At 69.0% G+C, this 23,202-nt stretch carries 23 protein-coding genes and 1 tRNA gene; 15 read left to right on the forward strand and 9 right to left on the reverse strand.

What is annotated here, in order from left to right:
• Positions 1 to 76 precede the first annotated feature (76 nt).
• The 5 genes from ACT009_RS10240 to ACT009_RS10260 are packed head-to-tail and all read left to right on the forward strand — an operon-like array spanning position 77 to position 4,947.
• Positions 77 to 805 carry a phosphocholine cytidylyltransferase family protein gene (locus tag ACT009_RS10240; RefSeq protein WP_445190988.1) on the forward strand — a complete coding sequence of 243 codons (729 nt, stop codon included), beginning with the start codon at positions 77 to 79 and terminating at the stop codon, positions 803 to 805.
• Positions 802 to 1,914, forward strand: coding sequence for a hypothetical protein (locus ACT009_RS10245; RefSeq protein WP_445190989.1), 1,113 nt, complete (start codon positions 802 to 804; stop codon positions 1,912 to 1,914). Before ACT009_RS10240 ends, ACT009_RS10245 begins: the two co-directional genes overlap by 4 nt.
• Before the next feature lie 45 nt (positions 1,915 to 1,959).
• Positions 1,960 to 3,081, forward strand: coding sequence for a CDP-alcohol phosphatidyltransferase family protein (locus ACT009_RS10250; protein WP_445190990.1), 1,122 nt, complete (start codon positions 1,960 to 1,962; stop codon positions 3,079 to 3,081).
• A 13-nt stretch (positions 3,082 to 3,094) separates the two neighbouring features.
• The gene (locus ACT009_RS10255; protein ID WP_445190991.1) at positions 3,095 to 4,429 is read left to right on the forward strand and encodes a lipopolysaccharide biosynthesis protein; all 1,335 of its coding nucleotides are present in this window, start codon (positions 3,095 to 3,097) and stop codon (positions 4,427 to 4,429) included.
• On the forward strand, positions 4,426 to 4,947 hold the full coding sequence (locus tag ACT009_RS10260) for a DUF2141 domain-containing protein (protein ID WP_445190992.1): 522 nt from the start codon (positions 4,426 to 4,428) through the stop codon (positions 4,945 to 4,947). The genes ACT009_RS10255 and ACT009_RS10260 overlap by 4 nt, the downstream gene beginning before the upstream one ends.
• Before the next feature lie 22 nt (positions 4,948 to 4,969).
• Here ACT009_RS10260 and ACT009_RS10265 read toward each other — a convergent pair.
• From ACT009_RS10265 to dapB, 3 genes are all read right to left on the reverse strand, one after another.
• A tRNA-Arg gene (locus ACT009_RS10265) sits at positions 4,970 to 5,046 on the reverse strand.
• A 79-nt stretch (positions 5,047 to 5,125) separates the two neighbouring features.
• A complete protein-coding gene (gene nth, locus ACT009_RS10270; protein WP_445190993.1) occupies positions 5,126 to 5,791 on the reverse strand; it encodes an endonuclease III in 666 nt (221 codons plus the stop codon).
• Entirely contained in the window at positions 5,788 to 6,516 is a 729-nt protein-coding gene (gene dapB, locus ACT009_RS10275) for a 4-hydroxy-tetrahydrodipicolinate reductase (RefSeq protein WP_445190994.1), read from the reverse strand. Before dapB ends, nth begins: the two co-directional genes overlap by 4 nt.
• A 163-nt stretch (positions 6,517 to 6,679) precedes the next feature.
• On the opposite strand from dapB, the gene ACT009_RS10280 reads away from it, so the two are divergent.
• Entirely contained in the window at positions 6,680 to 7,375 is a 696-nt protein-coding gene (locus ACT009_RS10280) for an NAD-dependent deacylase (RefSeq protein WP_445190995.1), read from the forward strand.
• Positions 7,376 to 7,531: 156 nt separating this feature from the next.
• Here the strand turns inward: ACT009_RS10280 and era are convergent, their stop codons facing one another.
• The 4 genes from era to ACT009_RS10300 all read right to left on the reverse strand — a co-directional run bounded on the left by era (position 7,532) and on the right by ACT009_RS10300 (position 11,896).
• Positions 7,532 to 8,428, reverse strand: a complete 897-nt coding sequence (gene era / locus ACT009_RS10285) for a GTPase Era (RefSeq protein WP_445190996.1) — start codon at positions 8,426 to 8,428, stop codon at positions 7,532 to 7,534.
• Positions 8,421 to 9,839, reverse strand: a complete 1,419-nt coding sequence (locus ACT009_RS10290; protein WP_445190997.1) for a M20/M25/M40 family metallo-hydrolase — start codon at positions 9,837 to 9,839, stop codon at positions 8,421 to 8,423. The genes era and ACT009_RS10290 overlap by 8 nt, the downstream gene beginning before the upstream one ends.
• Before the next feature lie 349 nt (positions 9,840 to 10,188).
• Complete coding sequence (locus tag ACT009_RS10295) at positions 10,189 to 10,956, reverse strand: glutaminyl-peptide cyclotransferase (protein WP_445190998.1); 768 nt, start codon at positions 10,954 to 10,956, stop codon at positions 10,189 to 10,191.
• Positions 10,957 to 11,032: 76 nt separating this feature from the next.
• Complete coding sequence (locus ACT009_RS10300; protein ID WP_445190999.1) at positions 11,033 to 11,896, reverse strand: cold-shock protein; 864 nt, start codon at positions 11,894 to 11,896, stop codon at positions 11,033 to 11,035.
• A 303-nt stretch (positions 11,897 to 12,199) separates the two neighbouring features.
• Between ACT009_RS10300 and ACT009_RS10305 the strand changes: the two genes are divergently transcribed.
• The 5 genes from ACT009_RS10305 (at position 12,200) to rpoN (ending at position 16,386) form a co-directional block, all read left to right on the forward strand.
• Positions 12,200 to 12,820, forward strand: coding sequence for a ribonuclease D (locus tag ACT009_RS10305; protein ID WP_445191000.1), 621 nt, complete (start codon positions 12,200 to 12,202; stop codon positions 12,818 to 12,820).
• A complete protein-coding gene (gene lptC, locus ACT009_RS10310; RefSeq protein ID WP_445191001.1) occupies positions 12,813 to 13,451 on the forward strand; it encodes an LPS export ABC transporter periplasmic protein LptC in 639 nt (212 codons plus the stop codon). The genes ACT009_RS10305 and lptC overlap by 8 nt, the downstream gene beginning before the upstream one ends.
• A 5-nt stretch (positions 13,452 to 13,456) precedes the next feature.
• Positions 13,457 to 14,002 (forward strand): LptA/OstA family protein, encoded by a 546-nt coding sequence (locus ACT009_RS10315; RefSeq protein WP_445191002.1) that lies wholly within the window; start codon positions 13,457 to 13,459, stop codon positions 14,000 to 14,002.
• Between the two features lie 122 nt (positions 14,003 to 14,124).
• Positions 14,125 to 14,907 carry an LPS export ABC transporter ATP-binding protein gene (gene lptB, locus ACT009_RS10320; protein WP_445191003.1) on the forward strand — a complete coding sequence of 261 codons (783 nt, stop codon included), beginning with the start codon at positions 14,125 to 14,127 and terminating at the stop codon, positions 14,905 to 14,907.
• Between the two features lie 3 nt (positions 14,908 to 14,910).
• The gene (gene rpoN / locus ACT009_RS10325) at positions 14,911 to 16,386 is read left to right on the forward strand and encodes an RNA polymerase factor sigma-54 (protein ID WP_445191004.1); all 1,476 of its coding nucleotides are present in this window, start codon (positions 14,911 to 14,913) and stop codon (positions 16,384 to 16,386) included.
• A 139-nt stretch (positions 16,387 to 16,525) separates the two neighbouring features.
• On the opposite strand, the gene ACT009_RS10330 is transcribed toward rpoN, so the two are convergent.
• Positions 16,526 to 17,524 carry a ligase-associated DNA damage response exonuclease gene (locus tag ACT009_RS10330; protein ID WP_445191005.1) on the reverse strand — a complete coding sequence of 333 codons (999 nt, stop codon included), beginning with the start codon at positions 17,522 to 17,524 and terminating at the stop codon, positions 16,526 to 16,528.
• Between the two features lie 100 nt (positions 17,525 to 17,624).
• Between ACT009_RS10330 and ACT009_RS10335 the strand changes: the two genes are divergently transcribed.
• From ACT009_RS10335 to ACT009_RS10350, 4 genes are all read left to right on the forward strand, one after another.
• Positions 17,625 to 17,801 carry a hypothetical protein gene (locus ACT009_RS10335; RefSeq protein WP_445191006.1) on the forward strand — a complete coding sequence of 59 codons (177 nt, stop codon included), beginning with the start codon at positions 17,625 to 17,627 and terminating at the stop codon, positions 17,799 to 17,801.
• Positions 17,761 to 20,235 carry a ligase-associated DNA damage response DEXH box helicase gene (locus tag ACT009_RS10340; protein ID WP_445191007.1) on the forward strand — a complete coding sequence of 825 codons (2,475 nt, stop codon included), beginning with the start codon at positions 17,761 to 17,763 and terminating at the stop codon, positions 20,233 to 20,235. The genes ACT009_RS10335 and ACT009_RS10340 overlap by 41 nt, the downstream gene beginning before the upstream one ends.
• 55 nt (positions 20,236 to 20,290) lie before the next feature.
• Entirely contained in the window at positions 20,291 to 21,235 is a 945-nt protein-coding gene (locus tag ACT009_RS10345; RefSeq protein WP_445191008.1) for an aspartyl protease family protein, read from the forward strand.
• A gap of 162 nt (positions 21,236 to 21,397) precedes the next feature.
• The gene (locus ACT009_RS10350; RefSeq protein ID WP_445191009.1) at positions 21,398 to 22,792 is read left to right on the forward strand and encodes a M20/M25/M40 family metallo-hydrolase; all 1,395 of its coding nucleotides are present in this window, start codon (positions 21,398 to 21,400) and stop codon (positions 22,790 to 22,792) included.
• Here the strand turns inward: ACT009_RS10350 and ACT009_RS10355 are convergent.
• The gene (locus ACT009_RS10355; protein ID WP_445191010.1) at positions 22,773 to 23,087 is read right to left on the reverse strand and encodes a hypothetical protein; all 315 of its coding nucleotides are present in this window, start codon (positions 23,085 to 23,087) and stop codon (positions 22,773 to 22,775) included. The two genes, ACT009_RS10350 and ACT009_RS10355, sit on opposite strands and share 20 nt — an antisense overlap.
• Positions 23,088 to 23,202 lie beyond the last annotated feature (115 nt).

Here is a 23,202-nt window from a genome sequence, read left to right on the forward strand (position 1 = left end):
TCCGAAGGCATCCCGCCGCCATAGTTTTGCCGCGTCGATTTGCCTACAGGCGCTTAGCCATGCGAACCGTACACCTATGAAGGCGATCATCATCGCGGCCGGGCAGGGATCGCGGCTGTTGCCGTTGACGCTGGACATGCCGAAATGTCTGGTCCGGGTCGGCGGTCGCGCGATCATCGATCACCAGCTCGATGCCGCCGAAGCCGCCGGGATCACCGACGCGGTCGTCGTCGGTGGCTACCGGATCGATCAGGTCGGGGATCATCTCGCACGTCGCGCGGGCAAGATCGCGACGACCCTCGTCTTCAATCCCTTCTGGTCGATCTCGAGCAGCATCGGCAGCGTCTGGGCGGCGCACGATCACCTCCGCGACGCCTTCATGCTGATGAACGGCGACACCGTGTTCGCGGCATCGGTGATCGTCGACGCGGTCCGCGCCGCGCCGCCGGGCCTAACCCTGGTGGTGGAGGCGACCACCGATATCCATCAGGACGACATGCGCGTCGCGATCGCGGGTCGCCGTGTAGCGGCGGTGGGCAAGGGGCTCGATCCCGCGGTCGCCGACCACCGGTCACTCGGCATCGTCCTGTCGACCGGCGGTGATGCCTATGCGCGCGCGCTGCGCGACACCATCGCCGCGCCTGGTGGCACCGACGCGTATCATCACGCGGTCGTCGCCCGGCTCGCCGCCCACGGGGTCAACGCGCTGGTCGTCGACCCCGCCGCCGATTGGCAGGAGGTCGACGCGCCCGCCGATATAGCGCGCTGGGAACATGGCCGGCACGAGGACGCGCTGCATCGATGAGCGGCCGCGTCGCCTTCCTGTTCCTGGGCGAGACCCTGCTGATCCCGCACCTCTACCCGATCGTCGCGGCGCTCGCCGCCCGGTCCGACGTTGCGATCGACCTGTGGGTCGGCACCTCGGTGCACGAAAAGCTGCTGGGCGGCTGGATCGCGACGCTGGCTGCCCCCAGGCCGGTCATCCGTCGCGTGCCGGGCTTCCGCACGGTCGCCGACGACGGTGATGGCCGCAACCCGCCGCTGCCGCCCAAGCTGCCGACGCTGCTCCGCCTCGCCCGGCACCTGCGCGGCACCGACGTGATCGTGTGCGCGGAACAGACCAGCCTGTGGTTGCCGGCGCTGCTGCCGATGCGTGCGCGGTTCATCGACACCTTCCACGGCGCCGGATCGATGATGGCGCGTGGCCACTGGCGACGGCGCGCGGGCTGGCGGACCTTGGTCGCCGCCGATCGCGATCGCCGCGCGCTGATCGCGCTCGGCGACGATCCCGCGCGGATCGTCACCACCGGCTATGTGAAGGCCGCCTTAGACCGCCGCACGCCCGCGACGCGCTGGTTCGATCGCGACCGGCAGATCATCCTCTACACCCCGCATTGGCAGCGCCACCGGTCGTCATGGTGGGCCTGGGGCCCGGAGGTCGTGCGGCAGATCGTCGCCGACGATCGCTACAACCTCATCTTCGCCCCGCACCAGCGGCTCGCCGAACGCGCGCCGGAGGTCCGCGCCTTCGCCGACGGCATCGCCGGGCTACCCGGCGTGCACTGCGACCTCGACAGCTTCGCGATGGTCGACGGCAGCTACACCGCGGCCGCGGACGTCTATCTCGGCGACACGTCGAGCCAGGCGGTGGAATATTTCATGAACCCCCGACCCTGCGTGTTCCTCGATTCCGGCGGCGCCGCATGGCGGGACGATCCCTCCTACGCGATGTGGCACTGCGGAGAGGTGGTGTCCGATCTCGCCGCGCTCCTCCCGACGCTGGCCGCAGCGCCCGGCCGGCAGGCGGGGTTCGCCGCGGCGCAGGCCGCGTTCGCCGCCGATGCGCTCGGCGACACCAGCGGTGCCGGCGCGCGCAACGCCGCCCAGGCGGTGCTTGCCGCGCTGCCGGCTTGACGCTTGATGTTCGCAAAACCCGTCCAATCTCCTATCGCGATATCGATGCAGCACGCGAACCATCCCGATCGGGGCGCGCCGACCCTTTGCGTCGGCAACAACCCGACCCCGATCTGGGGCATGTCCAACGCCGAACGCGTGCGCCGGATCGTCGCCGCGCAGCAGTTCGACGCAGCGGTTGATGCGACGATCGTCGCCAATCTCGATTACGCGTTCGACCCCGCCTGGCTCGCCTATCTGGCGAAGCGCCCGGGCACGGTGCTGACGCGCGCGGGCGTGCCCGTTCTCGGCTATGTCGCGGGCGAGGCGGCGCGCGAGCGGATCATGGCCGCAATGCGCGCCGGGACGCCGATCGGCGACGCGACCGGGCTCGTCATGATCGCCGCGGAGGCCGAAGGCGGCATCTTCAACGAACAGCTTCGCAAGCGCGAAAAGCCGTTCGCCGACCGGCTCGAGCCCGCGACCGTCCGCCACATCGAGGAGGAGAGCTATCGCGGCGCCTATAAGGGCGTCACAGATCTGCTGACCAAATATCTCTGGCCGCGCTGGGCGCTCGCGCTGACCCGGCTGGCAGCACGCTGGGGCATCTCGCCCAACCAGATCACCGCACTCGGGACGATCCTCTGCATCGTCGCCACGATCGCCTTCTGGCACGGCTGGTTCTGGACGGGGCTGGCCACCGGGCTGTTCTTCATGGTGCTCGACACCGTCGACGGGAAGCTCGCGCGCTGCACGATCACCTCCTCCGCACTTGGCAACGCCTGGGATCACGGCATCGATCTGGTCCATCCGCCGATCTGGTGGTGGGCCTGGGCGGCGGGGTGCGCGGTCTATGGCAGCCCGCTCGCCGACGACCTCTTCTGGGCGGTGATGGCGGCGATGCTGGTCGGTTACGTCGCGCAACGCCTGATCGAGGGTGCGTTCATCGTCCGTTTCGGCATGCACATCCATGTCTGGCAGCGGTTCGACAGCGACTTCCGCCTGGTCACCGCGCGGCGCAACCCGAACATGGTCATCCTGTTTGCCGGGCTGCTGATCGGCCGCCCGGATTGGGGGATCGTCGCGGTCGCGATCTGGACGATCCTCTCGCTCGTCGTCCATCTGGTACGGCTCGGCCAGGCGATGCTGGCGCGGCGGCGCGGACCGCTGACGAGCTGGCTGGCGTGATCGCGCGCCGGCCATGAACCCGACTGCCGGAGCCCCGCGACCGATCCGGTCGCCCGCGCTGCGCGCGATCCTGCGCAATCTCGGCTGGCTGCTCGCCAGCCGCGGAGTGCTCGGGGTGCTGTCGCTCTTCTATCTCGGCTTCGCGACCCGGTCGCTGGGCGTGGTCGATTTCGGTCGGTTCGCGCTGATCACCGGCGCGGCGCAGGCGATCACCACCCTGGTCGGCTTCCAGACCTGGCAGATCATCGTCCAATACGGCGTCGATCCGCTCCAGCAGGGGCAGAACGGCAAGCTCGCGCGCCTGCTGCGCTGTGCGCTGATCCTCGACATCATCAGCGCGACCGCGGGCATCGCGCTCGCCGCGGCGATCCTAACCTTCGCCAGCGGTGCGCTCGGCATCCCCGATGCGCTGCGGCAGAACACGCTGATCTTCGCGGTCGTCACGCTGCTGTCGATCCGCTCGACCCCGCTCGGCATCCTGCGCCTGCGCGATCGCTTCGCCCACGCCGCGCTGGCGGACAGCATGACGCCGGTCGCACGGTTCCTCGGCTCGCTCTACGCATTGGCGTTCGATCCCTCGATCCGCGGCTTCCTGATCGCCTGGGGCGCGGCCGAGCTGGCAACCGCCGCCGCCTATTGGATCCTGGTCGCGCGCGGCGACGATCTGCCGCTGCTACGCTCGGTCCCCGCCGAGCCCCGCCGCACGGTCGACGAGAACCCCGGCATCGTTTCCTTCGCACTCAGCACCAACGCCAACGCGACGCTCGGCATGTCGGGCAAGCAGATCCCCTTGCTGCTGGTCGGCGCGATGGTCGGCACCTCCGCCGCCGGCGCGTTCCGCCTCTCCGCCCAACTCGCCCAGGCTCTCGCCAAGGTAACCCAGTTGGTCGCCCGCGCCGCCTTTCCCGAAGTCGTCCGCATGGCCAAGCAAGCCTCCCCTCAACATTTGGGTCGATTACTTCCACGAACCTATCTGGTGAGCGGATTGGCGGCGCTTACGATCATGGCGGTGGTCACGCTGGGCGGTAAGACGGTGTTGTCGCTGATCGGGGGCAAAAGCTATCGCGACGCCTATCCGATGCTGCTCTATCTCACCGCCGCGGGCTGCCTGGAACTGGTGATGATCAGCGCCGAAACCATGCTGACCGCGCTCAACCGCGCATCGCTCGTCTTCGCGATCAGGACCTGCGGCGTCGCCGTCCTGCTCGGCGCCGCCTTCGTGATCGTTCCCGAACACGGTGCGACGGGCATGGCGATCGCGGTGCTGGCGGGATCGACCGCCGTCGCGCTGCTGCTGGGGATCGCCGCGGCACGGGTTACCCGCGAGGCGCCGGCGGACGCGGCATGACCAAGCGCATCGTTCACGCGCTGCTCACCTCCCGAGGCGCAAAGCCCGCGCACATGAAGCTATCGATACCGTTCCTCGCCATCGCCGCACTCGGCTCGCTGGCGACCACCGCGCACGCGCAGGGCTGTGCGGGCCGCCCCGGCGGCGGCGCGGTCCAGCTCGTCGTGATCGCGACCGAAATGCGCAGCAAGGACGGCGAGGTCGCCTTCACCATCTACCCCGACGACAAATCCCGTTTCCTGGCAAAGGGCGGCAAGCTGCTGCGCGTCCGCACACCCGCAGCACGACCGGAAACCCGCGCCTGCTTCTGGCTGCCGCCCGGGCATTATGCGCTCGCCCAATATCATGACGAGAACGGCGACCATAATTTCAACCGGACGCTGTTCGCACCCAAGGAAGGCTTCGGCTTTTCGAACGATGCCCCGACCTCGATCGGCCTCCCCTCCTTCGCCAGCGCCCGCTTCGCGCTGCCCGCAAGCGGCGGCACGATCCGCGCCCGCATGCGATATCGCCGCTAGCGGTTGATCGTCGCTGAAATGGTGGTGCACCCGACAGGATTCGAACCTGTGACCTCTGCCTTCGGAGGGCAGCGCTCTATCCAGCTGAGCTACGGGTGCCTGGGGGCGAGCGCGTAGCAAAGCATCGGCGCGGGCGCCAGCGTTTTGCGCGGTGCGCCGCCGCGCAGTGCCGCATCGCTCAGGTTTGCGGCACGACGTCGGCGCCGGCGGGGGCGGGCGTCTTGGGCTTGTACGCACAGAGATCGCGGACGATGCAGCGCCAGCATTCGGGCTTTCGCGCCTTGCAGACATAGCGGCCGTGGAGGATTAGCCAGTGGTGCGCGTGCAGGCGGAACGGCTGCGGCGTCGCGCGATCCAGCGCGAGTTCGACCGCAAGCGGCGTCTTGCCCCGCGCCAGTCCGGTGCGGTTGCCGACCCGGAAGATGTGGGTATCCACCGCGAAGGTTTCCGCCGCAAAGGCGACGTTCATCACCACGTTGGCGGTCTTGCGCCCGACGCCCGGCAGCGCCTCCAGCGCATCGCGATCCGCGGGCACCGCCCCGCCGTGCCGCTCGACCAGCTGCTGCGAGAGCGCAACGACGTTCTTGGCCTTGGTGTTGAACAGGCCAATGGTGCGGATGTGCTGCTTCAGCCCTTCGATGCCGAGCGCGATCATCTCGGCCGGGGTCTTCACCGTGTCGAACAGCGTGCGCGTCGCCTTGTTGACCCCGGCATCGGTCGCCTGCGCCGACAGCACGACCGCCACGAGCAGCTGATAGACATTGCCCGATTCGAGCTCGGTCTCGGGGTGCGGATTGGCCTCCGCCAGCCGCGCGTAGAACGCGATGACGTCCACCTTCTTCACAGCCCGAGCACGTCACCCATCCGGTAGCGCCCTGCCGGCTGCCCCGCGAGCCACATCGCCGCCTTCACCGCGCCCTTGGCGAAGATCGATCGATCCTGGCCGAGATGGTTTAGCTCGATCCGCTCGCCCTCACTGGCGAAGATCACGCTGTGGTCGCCGATCACCGAACCGCCGCGCAGGCTGGCGAAGCCGATCGTGCCCTCCGCCCGCGCGCCGACCAGCCCGGCGCGGCTGTCGACCCGGACCTCGCCCAGCGACGTGCCGCGGCCCGCCGCCGCCGCCTCGCCGAGCAGCAGCGCGGTACCCGACGGCGCGTCGACCTTGTGGCGGTGGTGCATCTCCATGATCTCGACATCCCAGTCGGGGCCGAGCCGCGCCGCCGCCTCGCGCACCAGGATGCCGAGCAGGGTGACGCCGAGCGACGTGTTGCCGGTCTGCAGCACCGCGATCTCGGTCGCCGCGTGATCGATCGCGAGGTGCTGCGCCGGCGACAGGCCGGTGGTGCCGATCACGATCGGGGTCCGCGCCGCCAGCGCCGACGCCAGGTGCGCGTCGACCGCGGAGGCGGTGGAGAAGTCGACCAGCACGTCGGCCGCGACCGCGAGCGCATCGGCATCGTCGGTCGCGTCGGCGCCGCCCGCATAGCGCCCGCCCTCGATCTCGATCAGGTCGGCGATCGCGCGCCCCATGCGCCCGGCGCTGCCATAGATGCCGATCGCGGTCATGCGGCGGATCGCGGCGCGGAGAAGCGGCGGGCGGAAAGCGGAAAACCATCGGTCACGTCCCCCTTGTGGCACGCTGCGCGATCGACGGACAGGGCCGACGCGTCGTGGCATGGTCCCCGGCAGGAACGTTTCACCGCATCGCCGCCGCCGCTATGAGGCGAGGATGGACATCGCCAACATCGTCATCCTCACCGGCGCCGGCATCTCCGCCGAGAGCGGCATCGCCACCTTCCGCGGTCCGGACGGGCTATGGAACGGCCACCGGGTCGAGGATGTCTGCAATCCGGAGGCGCTCGCGCGCGATCCTGCGCTGGTCCACCACTTCTACGATGCGCGTCGGGCGGCGCTGGACGAGGTCGAGCCGAACCCCGCCCACCTTGCGCTGGCGCGGCTCGATGCGGCGTGGCCGGGCGAGTTGCTGATCGTCACGCAAAATGTCGACGACCTCCACGAACGCGCGGGCGCCCGGCGGATGTTGCACATGCATGGCGAGCTTCGCTCCGCGCTCTGTGCTGCTTGCGGCGTGCGGGAGCGCTGGACCGCGCCGCTGCCGCCCGGCACGCCCTGCCACGCCTGCGGGCAGCCCATGCTCAGGCCCGACATCGTGTTCTTCGGCGAGATGCCGTACGCGATGGAGCGGATCGACGAGGCGATCGCGCGGGCGGACCTGTTCGTATCGATCGGCACCTCGGGCGCGGTCTATCCCGCCGCCGGCTTCGTCCGCACCGCGCGGCATCACGGCGCGGCGACGCTGGAGATGAATTTGGAACCGTCGGCTGCGAGCTTCTTCTTCGCCGAGACGCGGACCGGTGCGGCGGGGACGCTGGTGCCGGCCTGGGTGGATCAGATGCTGGGGTGAGGGTTTTCGCCCGACCTATGATCGCCACGAGCCCGACGTCCTTTGTGCTCCCGCGGAGGCGGGAGCCCAGTACTGGGTCCCCGCCTTCGCGGGGACACAAGCAGGTACGTGTTGGGGGCGATTAGACGTAATCAGGCTCGGCGCGACGAGTTCCCCTCACTCCACCCAGTCGAGCCCGATCCCGCGATAGGTCTCGCGGTCCTCGTCCCAGCCGGGTTTCACCTTCACGTGCAGGTAGAGGTGCACCGGCCGGCCCATGATCGACGCCAGCTCGGTCCGCGCGCGGTTGCCGATCTCCTTGATGCGGACCCCGCCCTTGCCGAGCACGATCGCGCGTTGGGTGGGGCGCTCGACCAGGATCTGCTGGTGGATCTCGACCGACCCGTCCGCGCGCTCCTCGTATTTCTCGGTCTCGATCGTGCTCGCATAAGGCAGTTCGGCGTGCAGTTGGAGATATAGCTGCTCACGCGTCACCTCGGACGCGAGCGCGCGTTCGGTGGCGTCGGACACCTGATCCTCGGGAAAATGCCACGGCCCCGCAGGCATCCTCGCCGCGAAGGCGCGCTTCAGCTCGGCCAGTCCGTCGCCGGTCTGCGCGCTGACGAACCAGGTATCGTCGAACGTTGCCAGCGCATTCAGCCGTTCGGCGTGAACGAGCAGCTTGGCCTTGTCGGCGAGGTCGACCTTGTTGAGCACCAGGTGCTTCGGCTCGGGGCGATCCTTCAGCGATTCGACGATGTCGGTCACCTTGCTGCCCAGTCCGCCCTTGCCGTCGACCACCAGCACCAGCAGATCGGCACCCTCGGCGCCGCCCCATGCCGCGGCGACCATCGCGCGGTCCAGCCGACGCTTGGGTTCGAAGATCCCCGGCGTGTCGACCAGCAGCAGCTGGGTGTCGCCCTCGATCGCGACGCCCATCAGCCGGGTGCGCGTGGTCTGCGCCTTGGGGCTGACGATCGCGACCTTCTGGCCGACCAGCGCATTGACCAGCGTCGACTTGCCCGCATTGGGCGCGCCGACGACGGCCACCAGCCCGCATTTCGTGTCACTCATCTGCATAAGCCTTCACCAGGTCGAAGAGAAAATCGCGCCCGACATAGGCGGAGCGGACCGCGTGCCGCTCGTTCAGCCCGTGGGCGCCGTTGCCGTCGGGGTCGCCCCAGGGCCCTGGCACGCCATAGGTGGGGATGCCGATCGGCGCGAGATAGGTCGCATCGGTCGCACCGGTGCTCATCGTCGGGATCAGCGGCACGCCGGGGAAGTAGCGCGCCACCAGCCGCTCGGCGGGCTTGACGATCATCGGCGATAGCGGCGGCGTCACCGCGACCGGGCGCAGCCGACCCGTGAGCGTCACCGTCATGCCCGCATCGCCGATCGCGCGTTCGAGCGCGGCGCGGGTAGTATCGGCATCCTCGCCCGGCGCGATCCGGCAATTGACGTTCGCCTTGGCGCGCTGCGGCAGCGCGTTGGCGGCGTGGCCGCCCTCGATCAGCGTCGCCACGCAGGTGGTGCGCAGCATCGAATTATAGCTCCGGTCGCGCACCACGATCGCTTCGGCGGCCTTGTCGCCGGGATCGGCGGCGAGGCGTACCATCGCGCGACCGAGATCGTCGGTCCGCGCGGCCCCCGCCTGGCGGAAGAAGGCGCGCGTGGTGTCGTTGAAGCGCACCGGAAACTTGTAGGCGCGGACCCGGGCGAGCGCATCGCCGAGTTCATAGATCGCATTGTCGTCCACGGGGATCGAGCTGTGTCCGCCGGGGTTTGTCGCCTGGATCTCGAAATTGCGGTTCGATTTCTCGCCGACCTGCATCGTCTGGGTGACGAGCTTGCCCTTGCCATCGGTGTCGCCGCCGCCGCCCTCGTTGAGCGCGAACGCGGCGGCGATCAGTGCCGTGCGATTTTCGGCGAGCCACTGGACGCCGTTCATCCGCGCGCCGGATTCCTCACCGCAGGTCAGCGCGAGCTTGATCGTGCGCTTTGGCCGATAGCCCTGCTGTTTGAAGCGGATGAGCGTATCGACCCAGATCGCGACCAGCACCTTCATGTCGGAAGTGCCGCGGCCGTAGAAATAGCCGTCCTCCTCGATGAACTTGAACGGATCGCGGGTCCAATCCTCGCGCCGAGCATTGACCACGTCGAGATGGCCGAGCAGCAGCATCGGCTTGGCCGCGGCCACGCTGCCCGGCAGCACCGCGACGATGCCGCCGTCGAGCGGGAACTTGTCGTCCTTGAACAGCGTGATCTGGTCGTCGGCGAAGCCCGCCTGTTTGAGGTGGCCGGCGATCTTCTCCGCCGCCAGCGTGCAGCTGCCGGTCGCGACCGAGGTGTCGGTTTCGACCAGCTCGCGGAACAGTTCGCGGAAAGCGCGCTGGTCGGGGCGGGGGGCCTGGTCCGTCGCCGGCTTTTGCGCAGGGGCAGGGGCGGTGACGGCGAACAGGGAGACGGCGAAGATGGCTGATTTCACGGACGATCCCCGGTGATGGTTCCGACGTGCGCTAAAGCATAGCGGCGGGGGCTGTCGACCGTAGCGACTCGTACTCCTCCTCTGCCAGGAAGTGCGAGCGCTAAGCGTTGACGGAGGGAGCGGTAACTCCGGACCTCTCCTGCGGCACCGCCCCCTCCACCACGCCCTGCGGGCGCGGTCCCCCTCCCCCGCTTCGCGAGGGAGGGCCTAACTCCTCCCCCGCCAGGGGGAGGTGGCGCGGCGGAGCCGTGACGGAGGGGGAGGTAACTCCGGACCTCTCCAACGGCACCGCCCCCTCCACCACGCCCAGTGGGCGCGGTCCCCCTCCCCCCGCTTCGCGAGAAGGAGTTCAGGGCGCGATCGGTGCGCCGATCTTCACCTCGTACAGCGTCGGCCACAGCTTGCCCGTCACGAAAAGGCGGTCCGCCGCCGCGTCGTAGGCGATGCCGTTCGCCACCGCCTCCGGATCGGTCGCGGCAATCTCGGCGACCAAGGGGCGGAGGTCGACGATGCCGGTCACCCGTCCGGTCGTGGGATCGATCCGTACCAGGAAGCTGGTGTGCCACACGTTCGCCAGGATCGCGCCGTGCACCACCTCTAGCTCGTTGATCTGCGCCAGCGGCTTGCCGCGCAGCGTCACCGTCACCTTGCGGCGATCCGTGAACGTCCTGGGGTCGACGAAGCGCAGCGTCGCGGTGCCGTCGGATCGCACCAGCCCGTCGGCCGTGGTTGCCAGCCCCCAACCCTCGCCGGTGTAGCGCAGCCGCCCCCTTGCCTTCAGCGTCCGCGCGTCCCAGCGATAGGCGATACCGTCGTGCCAGGTCAGCGTGACCAGCTCGTCGCGCCATGCCGCCAGCCCTTCGCCGAACTGCGCGGCGTCGATCGTCGCGCGCGCGGTCACCTTGCCGTCGGCGAGCCGGACGCGGCGTACCTCGGATTGGCCTTCGCGCCCGACGCTCTCGTAGAGCGCACCGCCGTGCCAGATCAGTCCTTCGGTGAAGGCGGCAGGATCGTGCGGGTAGCGCGCCACGATCCGCACCGGCAGCAGCGGCACCGGGGCGTCCACCGCCACGACGGGTGCCGGCGCGACCGGCGCCGCCTGCGGCGGAGACGACACGGCCGGCCCCGCCACGAGGGCGAGACCGGCCGCTATCGCACTCCACGTCCCGGCCGTCATCGGACCGGGTCGCGGATCAGCTGGATGCCTGGAGGTTCACCGCGGCGTACTTGCCACGGCGATCGACCTCGAGCTCGAACTCGAGCCGGTCGCCCTCGTTGAGGGTCGACATGCCGGCACGCTCGACCGCGGAGATGTGGACGAACGCATCGGGCTGGCCGTCGTCGCGCTGGATGAAGCCGAAGCCCTTCATGGCGTTGAAGAACTTTACCGTACCCGTCGCCTTTTCACCGGTCAGCTGACGCTGCGCGCCACCTGCACCCGCGCCAGCGCCGGCGCCGCCACGGGGGCCACCCGGTGCCGCTGCGTCACGGTCGCGCGGCGGGCCGCGGTCGGTGACCGGCATCGGCTCGCCGTCGATCTTCAGCTCGGTCGCCGAGATGCGGCCGCCGCGATCGACGAGGGTGAAGCCGAGCGGCTGACCCTCGGCGAGGCCCGCCATGCCGGCCTGCTCGACCGCGCTGATGTGGACGAACACGTCCTCGCCGCCGTCATCGCGAACGACGAAGCCGAAGCCTTTCTGCGCGTTGAAGAACTTGACGACACCGGTGCCCTCGCCGACGACCTGGGGGGGCATGCCGCGGCCACCGCCGCCACCGCCGCCGCCACTGAAGCCGCCGCCACCGCCACCGCCGCGGTAACCACCGCCACCGCCGCCGCCGCCGAAGCCACCGCGATCACCACCGCCGCCGCCGCCGTAATTTCCGCCGCCGCCGCCATAGCTGCTGCCGCCGCCGCCGCCGAAGCCGCCGCGATCACCGCCGAAGCCGCCGCCACCGAAGCTGCTGCCGCCGCCGAAATCGTCGCCGCCACCAAAGCTGTCGCGCTTGTCGCGACCACGCCCGCCACGATTGCCGCGGCCACCTTTATCGAAACCCATAACCCTGTTCGTCTTCCCGACTTCGCCCGCGATCCATCCAGCCAAGGACCCGGGCGCCGGACGACGAACACGAGCCTTCGGGCGCGAAACCTTTTGCGCCTTGAGAAACGCCATAGCGCAGAAAACAAGTGGCTGCATGTAAATTCGTCGTAATCGCTGTACCCGCTGCGCCAATACTTGCCGAAGCGTTGCCAAGACGGCACAGCCGGTGCGCCCCACCCGAATGGCCGTCCCATTCCCCTGCGTCGCGCGAATTGCCCCCGCGGCATTGAGCATGCGGCCAATGCCGCGTAGGGCGCGCCCATGACCGTATATTTCCATGAGGAGGACATCCCCGCAGGCGTCTTCGCCCCCGGTGCCTCGATCGCCGTCGATACCGAGACGATGGGCCTGATCACCCCACGCGACCGGCTGTGCGTCGTCCAGCTCTCCGACGGCGGCGCGGACGAGCATCTCGTCCGCTTCAATCCCGGCAGCGACTATGCCGCGCCCAATCTGAAGGCACTGCTCGCCGATCCGGATCGGGTGAAGCTCTATCATTTCGGCCGATTCGATATCGCCGCGCTCCAGCATTATCTCGGCATCGTCGCGGCGCCGGTCTATTGCACCAAGATCGCGTCGCGGTTGGTGCGGACGTACACCGATCGCCACGGACTGAAGGAGCTGGTGCGCGAGCTGCTCGGCCAGGAACTGTCGAAGCAGCAGCAATCGTCCGACTGGGGCGGACCCGAGCTGAGCGACGCGCAGAAGGATTACGCCGCGTCTGACGTACGATTCCTCCACCGCCTCCAGGCCGAGCTCGACCGGCGGCTGGTCCGCGAGGGGCGGATGGCGCTGGCACAGGCGTGCTTCGATTTCCTGCCACACCGCGCCGCGCTCGATCTCGCCGGTTGGCCCGAAACCGACATCTTCGCGCATGTCTGACGCCCGGCGCCCGGCACGCACCGCGCGGCAGATCTGGGCGTCGCCTGGCAGCAGCCACGATCGGCTGGTGACGATCGCCCGGATCGCGCTGCCGACCGGGATCGGCGTGCTTGCGGCGTTCCTGGTGATGGCACCGCTGACCGCGGCGGGCGACGTGTCGTTCGTGCTCGACAAGAACAAGGTAGAGGTCGCGCGCGAGCGGCTGAAGATCCGCGCCGCGCAGTATCGCGGGCAGGATTCGAAGGGCCAGCCGTTCACGCTCGATGCCGGCTCCGCGATCCAGCAGAGCTCGGCCGAGCCGATCGTCCACCTCAACGCGCTCGCCGCGCAGCTCCAGTTGAGCGACGGCCCCGCCAAGATCGCCGCCAATACCGGCCGCTACGACATGGACACCGAGAAGGTGCAGCTCGACGGCCCGCTGAATTTCACCGCCGCCAACGGTTACGACCTCAAGACCAACGACGCGACCATCGACATGAAGGCGCGGACGATGGTCAGCGGCGGCGCGGTGACCGGCACGGTGCCGCAAGGCCGGTTCAGCGCCGACAAGCTCCACGCCGATCTGGAAGGCCGCACCGTCACGCTCGACGGCAATGCGCGCTTGCGGTTCGTCCCCCGCCGGACGAAATAGGCGCCATGCGCTCGACCTCCGCCCCCGCGTTCATCGCCCTCTGCCTCGCGGCCGCGCCTGCCATCGCGCAGCAGCGCCACGATTCGTCGGCACCGATCGATTTCGGCGCGGACCATATCGAACTGCAGGACAAGGCCAATCGCGCGGTGCTGGCGGGCAACGTCGCGGTCAAGCAGGGCGACATGACGCTCAACGCCGCGCGGATGACGGTCAGCTATACCGGCCAGGTGGTCGGCGGCAGCCCGCAGGTCTCGCGGCTCGATGCGTCGGGCGGGGTCACGGTACGCCGGCCGGACCAGACCGCACGCAGCCAATATGCGATCTACGATCTCAACCGCCGCGTCGTGACGATGCTGGGCGCGGTGACGCTGACCCAGGGCGGCAACACCGTCAACGGCGGCCGGCTGACGATGAACATGGATACCGGGCGCGCGGTGATCGACGGATCGTCGGTCGCGGGCGGCAGCAAGGGCAGCGGCGTTCCGGGCGGCGTCGTCCAGGGCGGCGGGGGCCGGGTGACCGGCACCTTCTCGGTGCCCAAGCGCAACTGACCGCATGACGGTCGACGTTCGCCGCGCGCGGGCTTTCCCTCGGGCGTCCGGTCATGCATGATTCCTGCCAACCGGGCCTGCGTTAGTCGTTCGGTAACCACTTGCTGCGAGGCGAATAGTCGATGGACGCCGATATCCTGCCCACGCTGCCGACGCCGGAACCGATCATCGAGGCACCGATCTCGAACGGGCTCCAGGTCGTGTCGATCGCGAAGTCGTACGACAAACGCAGCGTGCTGACCGACGTCTCGGTCTCGGTCGGCCGCGGCGAAGTGGTCGGGCTGCTCGGCCCGAACGGTGCGGGCAAGACGACGTGCTTCTATTCGGTGATGGGGCTGGTGAAGCCCGATTCCGGGCGGATCATGCTCGACGGCGACGACATCACCGGTCTGCCGATGTACCGCCGCGCGATCCTCGGCCTGGGCTATCTGCCGCAGGAAACCTCGATCTTCCGCGGGCTGTCGATCGAGAAGAACATCCTCACCGTGCTCGAACTGTCGGAGCCCGACAAGGCGGCGCGGCAGCGCAAGCTCGACACGCTGCTCGGCGAGTTCGGCCTCACCAAGCTGCGCGCCTCCCCCGCGATGGCGCTGTCGGGCGGCGAGCGGCGCCGTGCCGAGATCGCGCGCGCGCTCGCCGCCGAACCGTCGATCATGCTGCTCGACGAACCCTTCGCGGGCATCGATCCGATCTCGATCGCCGACATCCGCGATCTGGTGAAGGACCTGAAGCGCCGCGACATCGGCGTGCTGATCACCGATCACAATGTCCGCGAGACGCTCGACATCGTCGACCGGGCCTACATCATCTATGACGGCCGCGTGCTGTTCAGCGGGTCGCCCGCCGAGCTCGTCGCCGACGCCAATGTCCGCCGGCTCTACCTCGGCGAGGGTTTCTCGCTGTAGCCCATGAGCCTCGCGCCGCGCCTCGACCTGCGCCAGTCGCAATCGCTGGTGATGACGCCCCAGCTCCAGCAGGCGATCAAGCTGCTGGCGCTGTCCAACCTCGAGATCGAAGGCTTCATCGCCGAGGAAATCGAGCGCAACCCGCTGCTGGAGGCCGCATCGACCGACGAGGTCGTCCGCCCCGAACGCGCCGAGGCGCCCGATCCCGCGGGCGCCGACGAACTGGTCAGCGGCGCCGCCGCCGCCGAACCGCTCGACCTCGACTACGCCACCGAAAGCCACCAGCAGGACAGCGTCGCCGATGGCGGCGGCGGCTTCGACGGCGGCCTGTCGATGACCGGCGGCGCCGCGGGCGCGGGGAGCGGCGAGGCGCCCGATCTCGACAGCTTCGCGAGCGGCGCGGCAAGCCTGGCGGATCACCTGCTCGCCCAGGCCGGCGCGGTGATCGACGGCCCCGACTGGTTCGTGGCGCAGCACCTGATTGACCAGATCGACGAGGCGGGATACCTGACCGCCTCGCTGCTCGACATCGCGACCCGGCTGGGCGTGCCGCTCGTCCGGGTCGAAGCGGTGCTCGACACGATCCAGACGCTCGACCCGACCGGGGTCGGCGCCCGCGACCTCGCCGAATGCCTCGCGCTCCAGGCGCGGGAAGCCGACCGCTACGATCCGTGCATGGCGCGGCTGATCGACAATCTCGACCTGCTCGCACGCGGCGACCTCGCCCGGCTGAAGCGGATGTGCGGGGTAGACGACGAGGACATGGCGGACATGATCCGCGAGCTGCGCAGCTACGATCCCAAACCCGGCTGCCGCTATGGCGGCGAACCCGCGCAGGCGGTGACCCCCGACCTGTTCGTCGCCCGCACCAAGGCCGGCTGGGCGATCGAGGTCAATTCCGCGACACTGCCGCGGGTGCTCGTCAACCGCAGCTATTATCACGAACTGAGCCACGGCCCGCAGGACAAGTCGTCCAAGGCGTGGCTGTCGGAGGCGCTCGCCAGCGCCAACTGGCTGGTGAAGGCGCTCGACCAGCGCCAGCGCACCATCATCAAGGTCGCGACCGAGATCGTGAAGCAGCAGGAGGGATTCTTCCTCCACGGCGTCGCGCATCTGCGCCCGCTGACGCTACGCCAGGTCGCCGACGCGATCGAGATGCACGAATCCACCGTCAGCCGCGTCACTTCGAACAAATATCTCAGCTGCGCGCGCGGGCTCTACGAGCTGAAATACTTCTTCACCTCCGCGATCCAGTCCGCCGACGGCGGCGACGCCGTGTCGGCGCAGGCCGTTAAGAGCGCGATCAAGTCGCTGATCGACACCGAGGGCGCGAAGATCCTGTCCGACGACACCCTGGTCGAACTCCTCAACGCCCGCGGCTTCGACATCGCGCGGCGGACGGTGGCGAAATATCGCGAGTCGTTGGGGATCGGCAGCTCGGTGCAGCGCCGCCGCAGCCGAGCGCTGGAGGGCGCGTAGGGCGCCAATGTTGATCGGCGCCGCCGCGAAGTAGCGGGACCCCGGGTCAAGCCCGGGTGACGGAAGGTCGGTAGCGGACGCTGCCCCACAACGCCGTCACCCCGGGCTTGACCCGGGGCCCCGCTTCGAACCCATACCCTCAGTCATCCTCGTCCTCGAAGCCAACCAGCGCCAGCGCGCGGGCCTTGATCTGGCGGGTCATGCACCAGTGGACCAGCGCGTCCTCGCGGCCGTGGGTGACCCAAACTTCGCGGGGAGCGATCTCGGTCAGGGTGTCGATCAGTTCGTCCCAGTCGGCGTGGTCGCTGAGGATCAGCGGCAGTTCGACGTTCTTCTGCCGGGCGCGCTGGCGGACGCGCATCCAGCCGCTGGCCATCGCGGTGATCGGATCGGGCAAGCGCCGGGACCAGCGATCGTTGAGCGCGCCGGGTGGCGCCATCACGACATGGCCGGCGATCTCCGCCTTCGGGACGCCGGTCGCCGGGATCAGCTCGCCGAGGCGGACGCCGTGATCGGCATAGAGGTCGCACAGCCGTTGCAGCGCACCGTGGATGTAGATCGGTGCCTCGTGCCCGCGATCGCGGAGTTCGGCGATCACCCGCTGCGCCTTGCCGAGCGCATAGGCGCCGACCAGCACGCACCGCGTCGGGTTGGCGTGGAGCGCGGCGAGCAGCTTGTCGATCTCGTCGCCGGTCTCCGGATGGCGGAACACCGGCAGGCCGAAGGTCGCTTCGGTGACGAAGACGTCGCATTTGACGGGTTCGAACGGCGCGCAGGTCGGGTCGGCGCGGCGCTTGTAATCGCCCGACACCACCACGCGCTCGCCGCGATAGTCGAGCACGATCTGCGCGGAGCCGAGCACATGCCCGGCGGGGACGAAACCGACATCGACCTCCCCGACCCGCACCGTCTCGCCATACGCCACCGGGATGCCCGCCTGCTCGCCATAACGTGCGTCCATGATCGCCAGCGTCTCGGGGGTCGCCCACACCGCCTCGTGGCCGCCGCGCGCGTGATCGGCGTGGCCGTGGGTCACCAGCGCCCGCGCGCTCGGGATCGACGGGTCGATCCAGGCGTCCGCGGGCTTGACGAGGATGCCGTGCGGATGCGGCTCTAACCAGTCGCCGAGTTTTGCCATCCTGACTATATGGATGGCGACCGGCAGGGTTCCCACCCGGTGCGGGATCGAACCATTCCGACGCTCGTTGCAATGGAGGAGTCGAAACAAGGTAATTGCTATGGCTACTCTCTGGGGGTTCGTGATCATCGCCGGCCCGCTCCTGCTGCTGCTGGCGCTGGTCGCGGGGCGGTTCCTCAACAAGAACAGCCGCGTGTCGCGCGCGGAGACCGAGGCCGCGACCAAGCGGGTGCGCGATGAACAGGCCGCGGAGGACGCCGCTCGCGAACCGCGCTGACCCTGCGCCCGGCGAGCGCGCCTTGACGCAAGAGCTGCCGACGCGGCTCTCCGACTGGTTCGACGCGCGCGGCTGGCAGCCGCGGCGGCACCAGCTGGAGATGCTCGAGCAGGCACGCGCCGGGCGCCACGCGCTGCTGGTCGCGACGACCGGCGCGGGCAAGACGCTGGCGGGGTTCCTGCCGACGCTGGTCGAGTTGCTCGAGGCGCCCACGCCCGGCCTGCACACGCTCTACGTCTCGCCGCTGAAGGCGCTCGCGGTCGATATCCAGCGCAACCTGATGGCGCCGATCGAGGAGATGGGCGTCGACATCCGCGTCGAGACGCGCACCGGCGATACCCCGAGCGACCGCAAGGCGCGGCAGCGGATCAAGCCGCCGCAGATCCTGCTCACCACGCCCGAATCCTTGTCGCTGCTGCTGAGCTATCCCGATAGCGCGACGATGTTCGCCGGGCTGCGGACGATGGTCGTCGACGAGGTCCATGCCTTCGCGACCGGCAAGCGCGGCGACTTGCTGTCGCTGTGCATGGCCCGGCTGCAGCGGATCGCGCCGGCGATGCGCCGCGTCGCGCTGTCGGCGACGGTGGCGGACCCCGATGGCTATCGCGCCTGGCTGGCGCCCGACGGCGACATCGACGAGGTCGCGCTGGTGAAGGGCGAGGCAGGCGCCGAGCCCAATATCGCGATCCTGCTGCCCGACGGACGGGTGCCGTGGATGGGACATTCGGGACGCTATGCCGCCGAACAGGTGATGGCGGAGATCGAGACCCACAAGACCACGATCGTGTTCTGCAACACCCGCAGTCTCGCCGAGCTGATCTTCCAGGACCTTTGGAAGGTCAATGCGATGAGCCTGCCGATTGGGGTGCATCACGGCAGCCTGGCACGCGAGGCGCGACGCAAGGTCGAGGGCGCGATGGCGGACGGGCGGCTGCGCGCGCTGGTCGCGACCGCGAGCCTCGATCTGGGGGTCGACTGGGGCGACGTCGATTGCGTGATCCAGATGGGCGCGCCCAAGGGATCGTCGCGGCTGCTGCAACGGATCGGGCGCGCCAACCACCGGCTCGACGAATCGTCCGAGGCGATCGTGGTGCCGGGCAACCGGTTCGAATATCTCGAGGCACGCGCCGCCCTGGACGCGGTCGAGGCCGGCGAGCTCGACCCCGACATCTTCCGCCCCGGCGCGCTCGACGTACTGGCGCAGCATGTGATGGCGTGCGCCTGCGCGGCGCCGTTCGCGCAGGCCGACCTGCTCGACGAGATCCGCTCGGCGCTGCCCTATTCGGCGCTGGCCGACGAGACGTTCGATCGGGTGCTCGGCTTCATCCGCGACGGTGGCTATTCGCTGAAGGCCTATGATCGGTTCAAGCGGCTGACCCAGGATCCCGACGGGACGTGGCGGGTCAGTCACCCGCGCTTCGTGGCGCAGCATCGGCTCAACGCGGGGATCATCGTCGAGGCGACGATGCTCGACGTCCGCTTCAACAACGGCCGCAATCTCGGCCGGGTCGAGGAGAGTTTCGCGGCGCAGCTGAGCCATGGGGACACCTTCTTCTTCGCCGGGCTGAGCCTGGAGGTGATGAAGATCGACCAGATCGACCTGATCGTCCGCGCCACGTCCCGCCCCGCACGGATCCCGACCTATGGCGGCGCGCGGATGCCGCTGTCGACAAGCCTGGCCGACCGCGTCCGCGCCTATCTGGCGACGCCGTCGGAATGGACGCGCTTTCCCGACGACGTCCGCGAATGGCTCGACTTCCAGAGCCGCCGGTCGCAGCTGCCGCAGCCCGGCCAGCTGCTGGTCGAAACCTTCCCGCGGGAGGGGCGCAACTACATGGTCGCGTACAGCTTCGAAGGGTGGAACGCGCACCAGTCGCTCGGCATGCTGATCACCCGGCGCATGGAGACCCAGGGCCTCAAGCCGCTGGGCTTCGTCGCCAACGACTATGCGATCGCGACCTATTCGATCGAGAAGGTCACCGATCCGGCGTCGCTGTTCAACGCCGACATCCTGGAACATGAATTCGTCGACTGGGTGCAGCAATCGCACCTGCTGAAGCGCGCGTTCCGCGAGGTCGCGGTGATCGGCGGCCTGGTCGAGCGCCAGCATCCTGGCAAGAAGAAGACCGGGCGGCAGGTGACGTTTTCGACCGACCTGATCTACGACGTGCTGCGCAAATACGAGCCGACCCATCTGCTGCTCGAGGCCGCCTGGGCCGATGCGCGCGCGCGGATGACCGATGTCGGGCGGCTCGCGGGGCTGCTCGATCGAGCCGCGGAGACGATGCTGCACGTCGATCTCGATCGGGTGACGCCGCTTGCGGTACCGGTGCTGACGCTGATCGGGCGCGAACGCGTCGCCACGGGCACCGCCGACGACGCGCTGCTGATCGAGGCGGAGGCGCTGGCGGCGGAAGCGATGCGGATCGATTGACCGCTTGCCAAAGGGCCGGATCGGGCGCAGCCTCGTCGTTATGAGAGGCTCGCGTATGATGCTTGGGCTCGCGGCGCTTTTCGCGTCCGGCCCCGGCCTCGCGCAGCTCGTGATTGCGCCGCCGACACCGCCGCCGTTGCCGCTCGAGGACGATGCCACCCTCGCCTTCGGAGATTCGGACAGCCGGATGACCGTGCCCGTCTCGATCGGCGACCGCGGGCCCTGGGCATTTATCGTCGACACCGGCGCCGAGCGCACCGTGGTGTCGCGCGAGCTCGCCGGGGTGCTCGGCTTGCCCGCGGGGGCGGACGTGCGCGTCACCGCAATGACCGGCACCTCGACGGTCGGCACCGTCATCGTACCGAAGCTGTCGGTCAGCACCATCTCGCAGGCGACGATCCAGGCGCCCGCCCTGCAGAGCCGCCATCTAGGCGCGGTCGGGATGCTCGGCATCGATGCGCTGCAGGGCCACAGCGTCGCGATCGATTTCGATCGCAAGCAGATGAAGCTGCGGCCGTCGCGTCGTCATGCCGCGCGGATGCGCGCCGAGCCCGACGAGATCGTGATCGTCGCCAAGTCGCTGTTCGGCCAGCTGATCGTCACCGACGCGCATTGGCGCAACATCCGCATCGCGGTGGTGATCGACACCGGCTCCCCCGCCTCGATCGGCAACAGCGCGCTGTTCGCGGCGATCACCAAGCGCCCGAAAGCGCTCGGGCCGATGGAGATGACCTCGGCGACCGGCGGTACGCTGGTCACCAACGCGTTCGCGGTCGACCGGCTCGACATCGGCGGAGTCGGCTTCTCCAACGTCCGCGTCGCGTTCGCCGACGCACCGCCGTTCCGCCGCTTCGGCCTGCACGGCCGGCCCGCGCTGCTGCTCGGCATGGACGTGCTGCGGCTGTTCCGCAGCGTCAACATCGACTTCGCCAACCGCGAGATCCGCTTCCGCTTTCCGCGGGCGATGATGGGAGTGTCGGTCTCGGGAGTCGGCGCTTGAGGGGAGGGCTACGCGCTTACCTCCCCCTCCGTCAGCCTGCGACTGCCACCTCCCCCCGGCAGGGGAGGAATTAGGGGCTCCTCCGCTGGACGTGACGCAAGCGACCGTTGCGCCCTCCCCCGATACCCGCTCTACTTCCCCCTCAACGGGTGGAGACGGACGATGCGGGCAGCGTGGATGATGGCGACCGGCGCGATGCTGCTGGCGGCACCGGCGACGGCGCAGACCCGGCCGGACCAGCAGGCGTTCTTCGGGCTCTACAAGGAGCTGGTCGAGACCAACACCACGCTGTCGGTCGGCAGCTGCACGCAAGCCGCGGCGCAGATCGGCGCGCGGTTGAAGGCGGCTGGGTTCGCGGACGCCGACCTGGTGCCGTTCTCGGTGCCCGATCACCCCAAGGAGGGCGGCATCGTCGCGGTGCTGAAGGGCAGCAACGCGTCGCTGAAGCCGATGCTGCTGCTCGGCCATCTCGACGTGGTGGAGGCCAAGCGCGAGGATTGGGTGCGCGATCCGTTCACGCTGATCGAGGAGGGCGGCTATTATTATGCGCGCGGCACGCTCGACGACAAGGCGATGAGCGCGGTGTGGGCCGACACGATGATCCGGCTGAAGCAGTCGGGCCCGGCACCCAGGCGCACGATCAAGCTGGCGCTGACCTGCGGCGAGGAGACGACCTTCGCGTGGAACGGCGCGCAATATCTCGCCAAGGAACGTCCCGACCTGGTCGCCGCGGAATTCGCGCTGAACGAAGGCGGCGGGGGTCGGCTGGACGACAAGGGCAACCGCACCGTGCTGGCCATGCAGGTCGGCGAGAAGGCCGCGCAGAACTACACCTTCAGCGCCACAAATCCCGGCGGGCACAGCTCACAGCCGGTGCCGGACAATGCGATCTACGAACTCGCCGACGGACTGGAGGCGGTGCGCGGCTATTCCTTCCCGGTGAAGTTCACCGACACCACCCGCGCCTTCTTCACCGCCACCGCCAAGTCCCAACCGGGTGTCGTCGGCAATGCGATCACCGCCCTGCTCGCCGATCCCACCGACAAGGCCGCGGACCTGATCGTCAGCCGCGACAAGGCGATGCATTCGACGCTGCGCACCACCTGCGTCGCGACGCTGCTGAACGCCGGCCATGCCGAAAACGCCCTGCCGCAGCGCGCCACCGCCAACGTCAACTGCCGGATCTTCCCTGGCGAGACGGTGGACGGCACGCTCGCGACGCTGAAGCGCCTCGCCGGAGCGAAGGTCACGGTCACCGCCAACCAGCCGGTCCGCCCGACCGCGATCCCGCCCGCGCTCGACCCCAAGATCGTCGGCCCCGCGACCAGGATCGCAGCCAAGCATTTCCCGGGCGTGCCGCTGGTGCCGATCATGTCGACCGGCGCGACCGACGGGATCTTCCTCCAGGCGATCGGCATTCCGGTCTATGGCGCGCCCGGCATCTTCGTCGATGCCGATATGTCGGGCATCCACGGGCTCAATGAACGCGTCTCGATCAAGTCCCTGTACGAGGGCCGCGACTATCTGTTCGACCTGGTCAAGGCTTACGCGGGGTAGCGGCGGGGCGCATCGAATTCGCGGCGGTGCTGACTTCCTCGCCGCACCTTTTGACCTCGCTCTGCGCGTTCATCTTGGTGCGGGTCGCCTCGTCCGCCGCTGTCTTCAGCACCGCGGCGACGTTGACGCCCGGCTGACGGCCCTTCAGCTTGCCGACGAAATAGATCGTTCCGGTGCGTGCGGCGTTCTGCTGCTCGGGGGTGCCCTTGGCGATCATGAAGTTCATCAGCGCGATGCACCGCGCATCCGCAGCGACGGGTGGGCTGAGCGCGGCGGCGAGGATGGCGATGATCATGACGCGGAGACTCCGTTGGCGCATGATGCGCCGGCGCCGCTTGTAGCGCGTTCGGCAGGCCGGGACGAGATGGGTGGTGGCATCCCGGGACCGATTGGGAAGGTTACGAACAAGC

This window comes from Sphingomonas sp. Tas61C01 (assembly GCF_052567495.1).